Raw genomic sequence first — 13,480 nt, 5'->3', positions numbered from 1 at the left:
CCGTCACCGTGATCGCCAGGAATGGAGCGCCAGGGAGCCGTTGAAGGTCCTGGAATAGGCACGGCCTGACGCGAAGAGGCCCGAAGTCGCAAAGCGTAGTTGCGGCTTCGGGCCTTCGTCATGCTAAGTGACAGACCCCCTGCAAGGGGGTCTGTCAGCGCAGTTCCTTCGGCAGCGTCCGCTTGCTGTCCACCTTCTGCACGCGGACCAACTCGCCCCACACCACGTACCGGTACTCCGAGGTGTACACCGGCGTGCACGTCGTCAGCGTGATGTAGTGGCCCGGCTTCCTCTCGCCGGACTCCTTCGGGACCTGGTCGATGACCTTGACGTTGTACTTCGAGGTCTCGGGCAGGATCGAGAAGACCTTGTAGACGTACCAGTCGTCCCGCGTCTCGAAGACGATCGGGTCGCCCTTCTTCACCTTGTCGATGTTGTGGAACTTCGCGCCGTGCCCGTCGCGGTGGGCGGCGAGGGTGAAGTTGCCGGTCCTGCCGGTCATCGGGAGGGTCGCCTTGACGGGGTCCGTGTAGTAGCCGGCCACGCCGTTGTTCAGGACGTCCGTGCTCGTGCCCTTCTCGACCAGCACCACGCCGTTCTTCATGGACGGAACGTGCAGGAAGCCGATGCCGTCCTTGGTGTCCAGCGCACCCGGAGCGGAGTCGGTGGAGTGCGCCCAGTGCTGGCGGACCTTGTCGGCCTGCTTGTCCGCCTTGCGGTCCGCTATCACGTTCGTCCACCACAGCGAGTAGACGACGAACAGGGCCAGCAACAGGCCTGCGGTAATGAGGAGTTCACCCAGGACGCTGACCGCCATGGCGATCCGCCCGGGACGCCGACGGCGCGCGGCCGGCTCCGGGTCGGACGCGTCCGTGTGTTCTTCGGTGTCGTCGGCGGTCGCTGCCACAGTTTCCTCTGCCTCTGCCCTTACTCGCTTCAGCCCTGCTCGATGAGCGCGTCCGGCTTGCCCTTGCTGCGCGGGCGTTCCTCGACCATCTTGCCCCAGACGACCAGCCGGTACTTACTGGTGAACTCCGGCGTGCAGGTGGTGAGGGTGATGTAGCGGCCGGGCCTGGTGAAGCCCGAACCCCTCGGAACGGGATCCAGCACGCTCGTGTTGGTCGGCGAGGTCACCGGCAGCGTCGAGGTCACCTTGTACACGAAGTACGTGTCCTGCGTCTCCACCACGACCGCGTCACCGGGCTTGAGCCGGTTGATGTACCGGAACGGTTCGCCGTGCGTGTTGCGGTGCGCGGCCAGACCGAAGTTGCCGGTCTTCGCATCGGGCATCGCCGTCTTCAGCGGCGCCTCGCCGTAATGCCCGACCATGCCCTTGTTGAGCACCTTCTCGGTGCTGACGCCCTCCGCGATCGGCGCGACCACGTCCAGCTTGGGGATGTGCAGGATGGCGAAGCCCTGCCCCGGCTCGAAGACCCCCGGGTTGCGCTTGCCGCTCGCCCAGTCGTCCTGGAGCTGGTGCGTCTCGCTGCCCGCCTGCGCGTTGGCGCGGACATTGGTCCACCACAGCTGATAGGTCACGAACAGCAGCATCAGCACACCGGTCGTGATGAACACCTCACCGATCGCCCGGCTCGCGATCACGCCCGGGCTCGGCTTGCGCAGCCGCGCCTGCCGCCGCGCCTCCACCCGGGACAACGGCCGGCCGGGCTCCGGTGTCCCGGCGGGCACCGCCTCCCGTCCGCCGCCATGACGCCCACCGCGCCGCTTGGCGGCCTTTCTGCGGGCGGCGCGGCCACCGACCGCGGGATCGTTGGCGGAGGAGCCGGAAGAGGCCACAGCGGCCCGTGAGGCGCCTCTGGGCTCGCTCTCCGGGCTCGACGGCGGCTCGGGCAGCCGCAGCGCCATCGTCTCGTCGTCCAGAACGCGCGCGGACCGGTACGGCTCGTCGTACAACCCCTCGTACGACTCCTCGTACGATCCCCCGTAGGAGCCCGCGTACGACCCCTGGCGCGCCGCACCCCCCGCGCCCGCCGCACCGCCCGTACCCACCGAACCGGCCGCGCCCAGCGCGTCCCAGTCCCCAAGCGCACCGGAAGCCCCGTACGACTGATCCCCGTACGAGGCATCGGTCTCGCGCTCCGGGCGCAGCGCGGTCACGCCGTGGCCCTGCCCACCACCGGGGCAAGCCCCGTCGACCTCGCCACGGCACCCTGGTCGCCGCACTCCACCAGCCAGTTGGCCAGCATCCGGTGCCCGTGCTCGGTCAGTACCGACTCGGGGTGGAACTGGACTCCCTCGACCGGCAGTTCACGGTGCCGCAGGCCCATGATGATGCCGTCGTGGGTGCGGGCGGTCACCTCCAGCTCGGCCGGTACCGTCGCCGGCTCGGCGGCCAGGGAGTGGTAGCGGGTCGCCGTGAAGGGCGTGGGCAGGCCCGCGAAGACGCCCTTGCCCGCGTGCTCCACCAGCGAGGTCTTGCCGTGCAGCAGCTCGGGCGCCCGGTCCACCACACCGCCGTACGCCACCTGCATCGACTGCATGCCGAGGCACACGCCGAAGACCGGCACACCGGTGGCGGCACAGTGCCGGACCATGTCCACGCACACGCCCGCCTCCTCCGGCGTCCCCGGACCGGGCGAGAGCAGCACCCCGTCGAACCCGTCCTGGGCATGCGCTGTCGACACCTCGTCGTTGCGCAGCACCTCGCACTCGGCACCCAGCTGGTACAGGTACTGGACGAGGTTGAAGACGAAGCTGTCGTAGTTGTCGACGACGAGAATCCGCGCACTCACTGGTTGTCCACCGTCACATCGTTGAAGGGCAGCAGCGGTTCGGCCCACGGGAAGACGTACTGGAAGAGGATGTAGATCACGGCCAGGACCAGGACGAGGGAGATCAGCGCCCTCACCCACGCGTTGCCCGGCAGATGCCGCCAGATCCAGCCGTACATGCCGTTCCTTCCGTATCCCCACGGCACCTGACTCACGCCGTACGCCACCAGACTAACGGCGCAGAGCCTTCGGTTCGCCTGCCTCCACAGACTGCGTGGAGTCCAGGTGCGCCCAGACGATCAGCCGGTGACTGTGCCCCCATTCCGGATCGCACGTGGTCAGCGTCAGGTACCGGCCGGGACGCGTGTACCCGGACTTACGTGGCACAGGGTCGATCACCTCAACGTCCGTCGGCGCGGTTTTGTAGGGCCCTTTGTCGATCCGATACGTGAACCAGGTCGTCCCGTCCGTGAGGACGACGGCGTCCCCGGGCCGCAGTTTCGGGAAGTCCAGGAACGGGTCGCCGTATGTGCGCCGGTGACCGGCCACCGCGAAGTTCCCCTCCTGGCCGAGCTGGGCGGTGCCCGCGTAGTGGGCCAGTCCCTTCGCCAGCACGTCCCGGCCGGTGCCCTCCAGGACCGGCTTGTTCCACGTGAAACCGAGCCGCGGGATGTACATGATCGCGAAGGCCTTGCCGTAGCGGTACGGCTCGGGTCTCGTCACGGAGACCGTCTGCTCGCCCTCGGCGCTCGCCTTCTTGCCCGGGACGGTCGTCGGCCCCACGCTCCCCTTCGACCACTGCCGGTGCAGCTGGTCGATCTGGTCGTTCATGGCGCCGTCGGCCCGCACTCCCGTCCAGAACAGCACATAGGCGACGAAGAGCACGATCAGAGTGCCGACGGTGATGCACAGCTCGCTGACGGTCCGGACGATCACGCGCACCGGCGCCTCCGTTGACGGACGGCTGGCGGACGGCCGGCGCAGGGCTGCTGCCGGCTACTGCACGGGCTTCGCGTAGTGCAGATCCACTGTGCCCGAGTAGCCGGGAAGAGTCACCGTCCCGTCGTCGGTGACTTTCCAGCCGAGGCCGTAGACGTTGACGTACACCATGTAGGTCTGGATCGCCTTGCTCGCCGCCAGCGCCTGCTGCAACGTGTCCGGATCGCCGACCGCCGTGATCTTGTACGGCGGTGAGTAGACCCGGCCCTGGAGGATCAGGGTGTTGCCGACACAGCGCACCGCGCTGGTGGAGATCAGCCGCTGGTCCATGACCTTGATGCCCCGGGCGCCGCCCTGCCACAGGGCGTTCACCACGGCCTGCAGGTCCTGCTGGTGGATGACCAGGTAGTCGGGCTGCGGCTCGGGATAGCCGGGGAGCTTGGCGGTGGCGTTGGGCGGGGCGTCGTTGAGGGTGACGGTGATGCCGTGACCCGTGAGCTTCTGGGTACCGGCGCTCTTCTCCAGCCCGCTGAGCCTGCGGTCCTGCGCCTTGCTGCTGCCGTCGTCGCTCTCGGCGAGGGACTCCACGCTCCCGCGCAGGGCCGCGTCGGACTCGTCCAGCTCCTTGTTCTTGCGGCTGCGCTGCTGGATCAGGTCGGACAGCTTCAGCAGGGAGCCGTCCTGCCGGATGTCGGTGCCCTTGGCCGTGTTGAAGCTGGTGAAGAAGATCAGCCCCGCGAGGGCGAAGACGGCCGCCGTGAGCATCCGCACGGGGCGGACACGCAGGCCGCGGCCAGGGCCGGAACCCGTTGCCCCCGTCCCGGGGGAGTCGGCAGAATTGCTCAACGTACCCTTATCTCCTTCGGCGCCGCGGAAGCACTACGCTAACGGACGCCCGGGGGAACACACAGAGCCGCCATGTCGGCCCCTTGTACGCTGCCCCGAGCCCGAACTGGTTACCTGCGCGGCCACGCAGCGCATCGACAGGAGAGACCCTCGTGCCGAAGTCACGTATCCGCAAGAAGGCCGACTACACGCCGCCGCCGGCGAAGCAGGCGCAGGCGATCAAGCTGGGCAGCCGCGGCTGGGTCGCGCCTGTCATGCTCGCCATGTTCATCATCGGACTGGCCTGGATCGTCGTCTTCTACGTGACCGGCGGCTCGCTGCCCATCGACGCACTGGACAACTGGAACATCGTGGTCGGTTTCGGCTTCATCGCCGCCGGCTTCGGTGTCTCCACCCAGTGGAAGTAGCTCTGCCCAGGGCTATCCGCCGAGTTATCCACAGGCCAGGAAGCTGTCCACAATCTCCCTGGGGAAAAGAAACTACGATCTGTGGATAACTCATCGGGCGTTGACGCCGGTGTGACCGGCCAACCGACCCTCATACATCTGTTCGCCCCCTGCCCGACCTGCGAAAACGCATCCGAGCGACAGGGGGCACAGCTGTGCCCCCACAGGGTGCACAAGATCCGCCACACCCTGTGGACAACGGTTCGGCATCAGGTGAGCTGAGCGGTCCTGACCAGCGTGAGAACCACCACGACGGCGAGTACGACCGCACAGGCGCCGTACTGGACGAGCGACCGCCGCTCGCGCGGAGCGTGGATCATCGCGAAGCCGACGGCGACACCGGCGACCAGCCCGCCGATGTGGGCCTCCCAGGCGATGTGCATGGCCGGGGTGAAGGTGATGATCAGGTTGATCACCAGCAGGGCGACGAGCGGACGAAGATCGTAGTTGAGCCGGCGCATCAGCACGCCGGTCGCGCCGAAGAGGCCGAAGATCGCGCCGGAGGCGCCGAGGGACTGCTGGGTGGGGTCGGCGATGAGGTAGGTCAGCGCGCTGCCCGCCAGGCCCGAGACGAAGTACAGCGCGAGATAGCGGGCGCGGCCGAGGGCCGCTTCCAGGGGGCCGCCGATCCACCACAGGCTGAGCATGTTGAACAGGATGTGGGCATAGCCGCCGTGCAGGAACATCGAGGTCAGCAGGCGGTAGTACTGCCCCTCGGCAACGCCCTCGACGGGGCTGAACGGGGAGAACTGGGCCCTGCCGATCAGCTCGAACCGGTCGGCAAGGCTGTTGCCCACGGCCAGCTGCGCCAGGAACACGGCGAGGTTGATGCCGATCAGCACCTTGGTGAGCAGCCGTGGGTCGGCTGTGACCGGGCCGCCGGCGAACGTGCGGGGCCGGGACGCCGTCGGTGGGTGTCCGGTGCCGCTGCCGCCGCGTACACACTCGGGGCACTGGAAGCCGACCGAGGCGCTGACCATGCACTCGGGGCAGATGGGGCGCTCGCATCGGGTGCAGCGCACACCGGTCTCACGGTCCGGGTGCCGGTAGCACACGGGCACGCGGTGGGCGGCGTCCTGCGTGCTGCCTTCGGCGTGGTCCATCGGTTCCCCTTGTCGGTCGTCGTGGGGCTGCCCCCGGCAATGCCCCGCCCCGCTCATCCTTGGTACGGACGAGCGGGGCGTTTTGTTCCCTGCGGGAGGTTCCGGTGTTCCGGGGCTTCCCGGCGCCTGCCTGGGGGACGGTTCGGGGAGCGGTGGGCTCAGCCCTCGCGCTTCTCGACGACGACCTCGTTGATCACGACGTCCTTCGCCGGGCGGTCGTTGCGACCGGTGGGCAGGGCGGCGATGGCGTCGACGACCTTCTGGCTGGCCGGGTCGGTGACCTCGCCGAAGATGCTGTGCTTGCGGTTCAGCCACGTCGTCGGGGCGACGGTGATGAAGAACTGCGAGCCGTTGGTGCCCGGGCCGGCGTTGGCCATGGCCAGCAGGTACGGCTTGTTGAAGGACAGGTCCGGGTGGAACTCGTCCCCGAACTTGTAGCCGGGACCGCCGATGCCGGTGCCCAGCGGGTCGCCGCCCTGGATCATGAAGCCGCTGATGACACGGTGGAAGATCGTGCCGTTGTAGAGCGGCTTCTTGCTCTTCTCACCCGTGCCGGGGTGGGTCCACTCGCGCTCGCCCTGCGCCAGCTCGACGAAGTTCTTGACCGTTTCCGGCGCGTGGTTCGGAAAAAGCTGGACCACAATGTCGCCGTGGTTGGTCTTCAGGGTGGCGTAAAGCTGCTCGGCCACGATCTGCCTTCCGTTGTCTTCCTGTGACTCCCCGATCCTCGCACGGTCGGGCCCGTACGTCGCCCGGCGGCCACGAGTTCCGCCCGTAAGGCAGCGCTCGCCGGTGATTCGTGGCAGTGTCGACGGCAGGATCGTGTTGCCCGGGAATTACCGGAATGGCTCCGAAGGGAGCAATCAGCACCCATATGCCCGCCCTCGCATGCCGCGTGGTCCGTCGGCAGGCATGATCCGTAAAAGGGTGGAAAGTCGAAATACCGTACGCCACCGAGGAGGAGGAACCCGTGACCCGCATCGACAGCGTGCGCGCCGCGACCGGCTCGGCGAAGGACAGCGTGCTGCACGCCGCGGAAGTGGTGGCGCCTTACGCCGACACGGCCAAGGAGCGTGCCGCGCTCTACGCGCAGGAGGCACGCGTACGGCTTGCCCCCGTGATGTCTCAGGCAGCCGAACAGGCCCGCATGCAGTACGACGCCCGGCTCGTCCCGCGTCTGGAACAGGCTCGTGCGCATGTGCCGCCGAAGGTGGATCTGGCGGCGCAGGAGGCCGCCGTCCGGGCCCGCAAGGCTGCACGGCAGGCCGCCGAGTACTCGCGTCAGGCGGCCGAGTACTCGCGACCGAGGATCGAGCAGGCCGTGGCCGCCACCGCTCCGGTCCGTGAGGAGGCCGCCGCGCGTGGCGCAGCCGCCCTGGCCGCCCTGCGTGGTCAGGTCTCGGCTGAGGAGATCCAGAAGCTGGCCCGCCGGCACGAGCGTCGGTGCAGGGCCGGCCGGGCCGTGAAGGGGCTGGCACTGCTGACTCTGCTGGCCGGCGGTGCCTTCGCCGCCTGGAAGTGGTGGGACAAGCAGGCCAATCCTGACTGGCTGGTCGAACCGCCTGCCGCTACGGAAGTACCGGAGTCGGGCGGCCGGATCAGTTCGGTGGACGGCAGCGGCGCGTCGGCCCTGGACCCCGAGGTCCAGGCGAAGCAGGCCGAGGACGACGCCGCGAACCAGGACGACCAGCAGTAGTACCGGACGCAATCACATCACGTCGGCCGTCAAACAGGCCGTGGGTCAGTCGAGTTGATACTCGTCTGACCCACGGTCTGTTTCACGTGAAACCGCCGCCCGATGGCTGGCAGCCCGTGTGGCAACCGGACTTCGTCCTCGGTGACTCGCTTGTCCGCCGCGGCCGCCGACCCGGATCCTCGGCCGTTCGGGCAGCGGGCCCGCTTCCCGTGTGTCACCGCCTCAACACAGTGAGTACAGTCGGCGGCCCAGAGTTGAAAAAAGCCTCCCAGGCCTGTGTTTCCGCAGGTCGGGAGGCATTTCCGGGTGGAGCCTAGGGGAGTCGAACCCCTGACATCCGCCATGCAAAGACGGCGCTCTACCAACTGAGCTAAGGCCCCGGGATGCAGCGGCCGGCCGGAGATCTCGCGTTCCGGTGGGCGCCGCAGACCAGAGTACCGGGTCACCCCCGGTATCCCGCAAAAAGATTGGGGGTCCCCGTGCATGACCACGCTCCGTAAGATGCTCGACGTGGTTCGCTACAGCGAACCGCGCGGTCTTTAGGGGAAGCGATGGGGAGACGCAATGGACGCCGCACAGCAGGAAGCCACCGCGAGAGCGCGGGAGCTGCAGCGGAACTGGTACGGGGAGCCGTTGGGGGCGCTCTTCCGTAAGCTCATCGACGATCTCGGGCTCAACCAGGCCCGTCTCGCGGCGGTGCTGGGACTGTCCGCTCCGATGCTCTCGCAGCTGATGAGCGGCCAGCGCGCGAAGATCGGCAATCCCGCTGTGGTCCAGCGGGTGCAGCTGCTGCAGGAGCTGGCGGCGCAGGCCGCGGACGGCAGTGTGAGCGCCGCCGAGGCGACCGAGCGCATGGACGAGATCAAGAAGTCGCAGGGGGGCTCTGTGCTCAACAACACCACCCAGACCACGAGCGGTTCGGGGGCGCCGACGGTCAAGCGGGTGGTCCGCGAGATCCAGTCGCTGCTGCGGTCGGTGGCCGCCGCGGGCGACATCATCGACGCTGCGGACAGCCTCGCGCCGGCGCATCCCGAGCTGGCGGAGTTCCTCCGCGTCTACGGCGCCGGCCGCACCTCGGACGCCGTCGCGCACTACCAGTCCCACCAGAACTAGGGTCCACGGCCCGGTCCACGGAGGGGGTCCGGGGGCCGGGCCGGCGCCGAGTCCGGTGCGGGGGGACTGGGCACGAGACGGTCCATGGGGGCGGGCCGGTCCTCGAACGGGGAGCGGGGGCGTATCGCTCGTCACGGGGGAAATCAGTCACTCATCACAGGGGTGACCAGGGGGAGACCGGGGGAACGGGGGGAAGCAAGGGGCTAGGGGACCGGCGCTGGTTCCGGGGGAGGAGCGATGGGCTGCCATGGGTGAGGTGTTCGCCGGCCGGTACGAGCTGGCCGACCCGATCGGACGCGGGGGCGTGGGCGCAGTGTGGCGTGCCTGGGACCACCGCCGACGGCGCTATGTGGCCGCCAAGGTGCTTCAGCAGCGTGACGCCCACTCCCTGCTGCGCTTCGTACGGGAGCAGGCCCTGCGGATCGACCACCCCCATGTCCTCGCGCCGGCCAGCTGGGCCGCCGACGACGACAAGGTGCTCTTCACCATGGACCTGGTCGCCGGGGGCTCCCTGGTCCACCTCGTCGGTGACTACGGCCCGCTGCCGCCGGCGTTCGTGTGCACCCTGCTCGACCAGCTGCTGTCCGGTCTCGCGGCCGTGCACGCCGAGGGTGTCATCCATCGGGACATCAAGCCCGCCAACATCCTGCTCGAGGCGACCGGGACCGGTCGGCCGCGGCTGCGGCTGTCCGACTTCGGCATCGCCATGCGGCTCGGCGAGCCCCGTCTGACGGAGACCAACCTCGTGGTGGGCACGCCGGGTTACCTCGCGCCCGAGCAGATACTCCGCGCCGAACCCGACTTTCCCGCCGACCTGTTCGCCGTGGGCCTGGTCGCGCTGTATCTGCTCGAAGGCGCCAAGCCCGACGCCAAGGCGCTCGTGCAGCACTTCGTGGAGAATGGGACGCCCGGGCCGCCCAAGGGCATCCCGGAACCGCTGTGGCAGGTCGTGGCGACCTTGCTCCAGCCCGACCCGGCCGCGCGCTTCGGCACCGCCACGGGTGCGCGCAAGGCGCTCGCCTCCGCGGCGGAAGTCCTGCCGGAGCCGGAGCCCGACGACGAGCTGATCGAGATCTTCGACCAACTCGGCCGGCTCCCACCGGGGTTCGGTCCCGACGGCCCGCTCAAGCGCGCCTCCGGGATACACGTGCGGGAGGCGCAGTCGGCCACGGACACCGACGGCACGGGGAGCACGGAGAAGCCGGCCGACCCCCGTCTGAGCGGCAACGGGACGCAGCACACCCCGCTTCCCTCGATGTCGGACACCGGTAGTTTCCATCTCCCGCCCCCACAGCCGACCCCGAGTCCCCAGTCGTACGCACAGCAGGCACGGCACGGCTCACACCCCGCCGGGGGGCCGCCCATCCCCACCACAGGGGCCTTTGCCGCCTCTCCGGACGCCCCCGCGCCTCCACGGTCGTCCCCCCAGCAGTACGCTCCCTGGCACCCCGTCCCGGCGACCTCTTCGCTTCCCGCTCCGGAAGCGCCCGGCGGCGATGCCTCCACGGCTTCGTACACCGCTCGGGACCCACAGGTTCCACGATCCGCGCGGGCAATGCCACAGCCGTTTCCACAGCCGGCCCCTCAGCTCCCCGCCCGGCACCGTGCCCGACGCCTCACCCGCCGTCGCCCCGGCCCCCCGGCGCAGGTGGCGATCCCGGTGCTGCTCCTCGCGCTCGCCTGCTACGCGATAGGGATCTGGGCGTTGACCCGCATCTGAGCGCGGCATCGGGGAGACCACGTGCTCCGTCCTCGCCCTCACAGCCCCGCGACGCCGACCGGGACCGCCCCCCGAAGGTGGCGATCCCGGTTCTGGTCATGGCGCGGCTGGGCTTTCCCCGCTCCCCTCGACCCGTACCGAGCGGAAGGAACTCGCGTGCCGCATGAGGTCACCTTGAGGCGGGCCCTGGCGATCCAACGCCCGATGTCGGCCTGAATCCACCAAGCAGACGTATGGCCGCACGCCGTGATGTCGTCCTGACCGGCCCAGTTCGTGAGCGACGAGCAGAAGACGGATCCTTTCGTCACTCACTCCCGTGAACGCCGTCGGGCCGCCACGGTCCACACTCCGAGCGCGCCCAGCAGCACGGTTCCCGCGCCGATCCCAGACACGGCGACAGCCGTCATCACGGTGTCACTGCCGCGGTCACCGCCTGAACCTCCCGCCGCCACCAAGTCCCCTGCCGTGACGTCGAACACGCCCCGCGGCTCGGACGACCCGGCGTACCCGGGTCCTGCCTGCGCCGCACCCCGGACCCGCACGTGCAGCGTCACTCGGCGGGGACCTTGGCCCGCCTCGTCGGCAACCTGCGCGGCGAGATGGACGACCAGGTAGTACGAGCCGGCGAAGCGCATCGTCCTGACCTGTTCGGGGATGGCATAACGGTTGGCGTACCTGACCGGCGGCAGGACGGCGAGGGCGTACGACACCTGGCGGCCGTCATAACCGGTGTTCCTCTCTTGGACGTAACCGCGCACGGGGTTGTAGAGCGTCATGGTCAGCGCACCGCTCACATAGCCGCTCGCGCCGCTCGAACCACCAAGCTCGGCCGTGGCGTACAGCTGCTGTCCCCAGTCGACCGGCACCTTGTAGAAGGCGGTCTGCCCGGGCGTGAGGTCGTCGCGCCATACACCCTGTCCAAGCGGCCGTGCGCTGGCGAACCCGGCCCCGCCCGGGCGTTCCACCGGGTCGCCCGTCATGGGCTGTGGTGAGGCGGAGTCCCAGCCCTCGGGCGCCTTCGGCGCTTCCGCCGACTTCAGGCGGGGCTCAGTGACGACGGCGATCTCGAGGTCCCAGGCGTCGGGGGACGCCGTCGCCGCATCAGCGCGTTCGACGACCAAGTAGTAGGTGCCGGCGCCCTGGCACAACACACTGCCACGCGAGGCCTCGCGCGTCCCCCACGCGGCGACCGGATGCGCGCTGCGGCTCGTTCCGAACCGTGTGGCCTGGACGGAGCACGAGCTGTGGTCGGCGTCCTGCAGCGACACCTTGATGCCGTCGTTGGCGGAAACCTCGGTCCCCGCCCGGGGTATCGCGGTGACGGAGCCGTACGCGTCGGACGTGGCGTCGAGGTCGAGGCGGTAGTACAGCTTGCCGTTCCCGGGAAGGGAGCTGCGGTAGGTCCGGCCGGCCTCCAGCCGCGGGGCGTCGGCTGTGCCTGCCGCGCCCGTGACCGACCGGGCGTCCGGAGCGAAGGCGTACGTCCCCGGTGATGCCCCCGAGGACGCCGCCGCGTTCACCCCCGAGTACGTCCCCTGCTCACCGCCGGCCGCCGTCCCGCCCGGCATGGCGGCCACGGCGCACAGCACGGCGGTCACGACAGCGACCCGGGCTCCGGCACCCGTCGGCCGACCACCCCGCTGCCACCGCGTCGTACGCCCTCGCCTCCGCACCTGCCGCCCCCTCCGCACCCGCGTGTCCGGCCGTGGCCCATCCTGCCCCGAGGGCCCCTGCGCCATCCGGGGAATCCGCGCGGCCGTCCGAAACGCCCGCACCGTCGGATTCATCTGTGGGGCACCGCCGGGAGACGCGTACACCACCTGTCGAAGACCGGCGACACGAGGCCTCGCCGCACGTCTGAACGCGACCCCGGACAACACAAAACCCCGACCGCGAACGGCGGTCGGGGCCTGTTTCAGATTCTGGTATCGGCACTCACGAACCCGTGGGCACGGAGTCAGTCGCCTCCGTCCACAGATCCTGCTCGGCGCGATCCGCCTGGATCTGGCGGTACACGAGGAGCCCGCCGATGGCGGCCAGTGCGACCAGGAGCAGCTTCTTCACCGCGCGACCTCGTCTTTCGTTGACGTAGGGGACCTCTGCCGCCCGACTATACACACCGACCGATATCGATCGGTGACCTGCGCCGGGCCCCAACTCCCGCCCCCGGCAGCGCATTAGGCCAGGTCCGGCGCCATTCCGATCGGAGGGTGATCACATCCCCACGGACGGTTACTTTGCTCCCCCTTCGCTCGCCCTCACCACGTTTTGGGGCTTTCCCGATCCTCTTGCGGCCATCCGGGTGGTGTTCATCGGAACATCGACGCGCCACGGGCGTCGGTCCACCACTTCGCGGCCCACATACACATCATGAACAAAGTACGCAAATCGCCCAACCCGAAAGTGAGGGGCCATGACCCAGAACAAGGTCATGAAGCTGTGGACCGCCATCGTCACCGCCTTCCTCGCGCTGTGCACGGCGCTCGGACTCGTCACCACCACGACCGCCACGACCGCGGCGGCCGCTCCCAAGAACGAGGGCCCCAGCACCGGCACCGCGCACCGGACCATCCCGACGATCCCGATGATCCCGGCGCCACGTCACTGGTCCTGGTCCCACGCCAGCGCCCTGCCCCCCACGATGAAGCAGCGGATCCGGGCCGAGGCCCACGGAAAGTCCCCCAGCTGCCGGCACCGTCCCCTCACCGAGACCCAGGCGGACACCGCGACCACCTCCGATGAGTCCTCGGCGGCCAGGCTCGACTGCTGAGCCCCGCCCGCCGCAGTACCGCAACGTCTCGACACCAGGCGACTTGCGTACGCACCAGTCGACACGAAAAAGACCCCCGGCCGGGTTCGGCCGGGGGTCTCGCGCTGTTGTGGGG

15 protein-coding genes and 1 tRNA gene are annotated in these 13,480 nt (G+C 69.3%); 5 read left to right on the top strand and 11 right to left on the bottom strand.

Annotated elements, in window-relative coordinates:
- Positions 1-154: 154 nt before the first annotated feature.
- Genes SRB17_RS19265 through SRB17_RS19240 form a run of 6 tightly spaced genes read right to left on the bottom strand, consistent with a single transcriptional unit; the run spans position 155 to position 4,517 of the window.
- Positions 155-907 carry a class E sortase gene (locus tag SRB17_RS19265; protein ID WP_323375943.1) on the bottom strand — a complete coding sequence of 251 codons (753 nt, stop codon included), beginning with the start codon at positions 905-907 and terminating at the stop codon, positions 155-157.
- Positions 908-936: 29 nt separating this feature from the next.
- Positions 937-2,118 carry a class E sortase gene (locus SRB17_RS19260; protein WP_323375942.1) on the bottom strand — a complete coding sequence of 394 codons (1,182 nt, stop codon included), beginning with the start codon at positions 2,116-2,118 and terminating at the stop codon, positions 937-939.
- Positions 2,115-2,753: an aminodeoxychorismate/anthranilate synthase component II gene (locus SRB17_RS19255; RefSeq protein WP_323375941.1), complete on the bottom strand. Its 639-nt coding sequence runs from the start codon at positions 2,751-2,753 to the stop codon at positions 2,115-2,117. The genes SRB17_RS19260 and SRB17_RS19255 overlap by 4 nt, the downstream gene beginning before the upstream one ends.
- Positions 2,750-2,911, bottom strand: a complete 162-nt coding sequence (locus SRB17_RS19250; RefSeq protein ID WP_153540319.1) for a hypothetical protein — start codon at positions 2,909-2,911, stop codon at positions 2,750-2,752. The genes SRB17_RS19255 and SRB17_RS19250 overlap by 4 nt, the downstream gene beginning before the upstream one ends.
- A gap of 52 nt (positions 2,912-2,963) precedes the next feature.
- The gene (locus tag SRB17_RS19245; RefSeq protein ID WP_323375940.1) at positions 2,964-3,674 is read right to left on the bottom strand and encodes a class E sortase; all 711 of its coding nucleotides are present in this window, start codon (positions 3,672-3,674) and stop codon (positions 2,964-2,966) included.
- A 54-nt stretch (positions 3,675-3,728) separates the two neighbouring features.
- Positions 3,729-4,517 carry a DUF881 domain-containing protein gene (locus tag SRB17_RS19240; RefSeq protein ID WP_153540315.1) on the bottom strand — a complete coding sequence of 263 codons (789 nt, stop codon included), beginning with the start codon at positions 4,515-4,517 and terminating at the stop codon, positions 3,729-3,731.
- 152 nt (positions 4,518-4,669) lie between these two features.
- Here SRB17_RS19240 and crgA point away from each other — a divergent pair, with 152 nt between their 5' ends.
- Positions 4,670-4,924: a cell division protein CrgA gene (crgA, locus tag SRB17_RS19235; RefSeq protein ID WP_323375939.1), complete on the top strand. Its 255-nt coding sequence runs from the start codon at positions 4,670-4,672 to the stop codon at positions 4,922-4,924.
- A gap of 248 nt (positions 4,925-5,172) precedes the next feature.
- On the opposite strand, the gene SRB17_RS19230 is transcribed toward crgA, so the two are convergent.
- Both SRB17_RS19230 and SRB17_RS19225 read right to left on the bottom strand, forming a co-directional pair.
- The gene (locus SRB17_RS19230) at positions 5,173-6,066 is read right to left on the bottom strand and encodes a rhomboid family intramembrane serine protease (RefSeq protein ID WP_153540313.1); all 894 of its coding nucleotides are present in this window, start codon (positions 6,064-6,066) and stop codon (positions 5,173-5,175) included.
- Between the two features lie 158 nt (positions 6,067-6,224).
- Positions 6,225-6,755 carry a peptidylprolyl isomerase gene (locus SRB17_RS19225; protein ID WP_323375938.1) on the bottom strand — a complete coding sequence of 177 codons (531 nt, stop codon included), beginning with the start codon at positions 6,753-6,755 and terminating at the stop codon, positions 6,225-6,227.
- A gap of 281 nt (positions 6,756-7,036) precedes the next feature.
- Here SRB17_RS19225 and SRB17_RS19220 point away from each other — a divergent pair, with 281 nt between their 5' ends.
- On the top strand, positions 7,037-7,762 hold the full coding sequence (locus SRB17_RS19220) for a DUF5324 family protein (RefSeq protein ID WP_323375936.1): 726 nt from the start codon (positions 7,037-7,039) through the stop codon (positions 7,760-7,762).
- Positions 7,763-8,069: 307 nt separating this feature from the next.
- Here SRB17_RS19220 and SRB17_RS19215 read toward each other — a convergent pair.
- Positions 8,070-8,142: transfer RNA gene (locus SRB17_RS19215), tRNA-Ala, on the bottom strand.
- 184 nt (positions 8,143-8,326) lie between these two features.
- On the opposite strand from SRB17_RS19215, the gene SRB17_RS19210 reads away from it, so the two are divergent.
- Both SRB17_RS19210 and SRB17_RS19205 read left to right on the top strand, forming a co-directional pair.
- A complete protein-coding gene (locus SRB17_RS19210; protein WP_153540311.1) occupies positions 8,327-8,875 on the top strand; it encodes a helix-turn-helix domain-containing protein in 549 nt (182 codons plus the stop codon).
- A gap of 247 nt (positions 8,876-9,122) precedes the next feature.
- Positions 9,123-10,595 (top strand): serine/threonine-protein kinase, encoded by a 1,473-nt coding sequence (locus tag SRB17_RS19205; RefSeq protein ID WP_153540308.1) that lies wholly within the window; start codon positions 9,123-9,125, stop codon positions 10,593-10,595.
- 308 nt (positions 10,596-10,903) lie between these two features.
- Here SRB17_RS19205 and SRB17_RS19200 read toward each other — a convergent pair whose 3' ends face one another.
- Both SRB17_RS19200 and SRB17_RS46400 read right to left on the bottom strand, forming a co-directional pair.
- The gene (locus tag SRB17_RS19200; RefSeq protein ID WP_323375935.1) at positions 10,904-12,193 is read right to left on the bottom strand and encodes a hypothetical protein; all 1,290 of its coding nucleotides are present in this window, start codon (positions 12,191-12,193) and stop codon (positions 10,904-10,906) included.
- Between the two features lie 337 nt (positions 12,194-12,530).
- Positions 12,531-12,659 (bottom strand): DLW-39 family protein, encoded by a 129-nt coding sequence (locus tag SRB17_RS46400; RefSeq protein WP_003999697.1) that lies wholly within the window; start codon positions 12,657-12,659, stop codon positions 12,531-12,533.
- Positions 12,660-13,008: 349 nt separating this feature from the next.
- On the opposite strand from SRB17_RS46400, the gene SRB17_RS19190 reads away from it, so the two are divergent.
- Positions 13,009-13,365, top strand: a complete 357-nt coding sequence (locus tag SRB17_RS19190) for a DUF6344 domain-containing protein (RefSeq protein ID WP_153540304.1) — start codon at positions 13,009-13,011, stop codon at positions 13,363-13,365.
- Positions 13,366-13,480: the final 115 nt, after the last annotated feature.

The organism is Streptomyces sp. RB17 (assembly GCF_009604455.1).
Classification (GTDB): Bacteria; Actinomycetota; Actinomycetes; order Streptomycetales; family Streptomycetaceae; genus Streptomyces.
The sequence above is the reverse complement of the archived record's forward strand: the minus strand, read 5'-3'. Positions and strand labels throughout refer to the sequence as shown.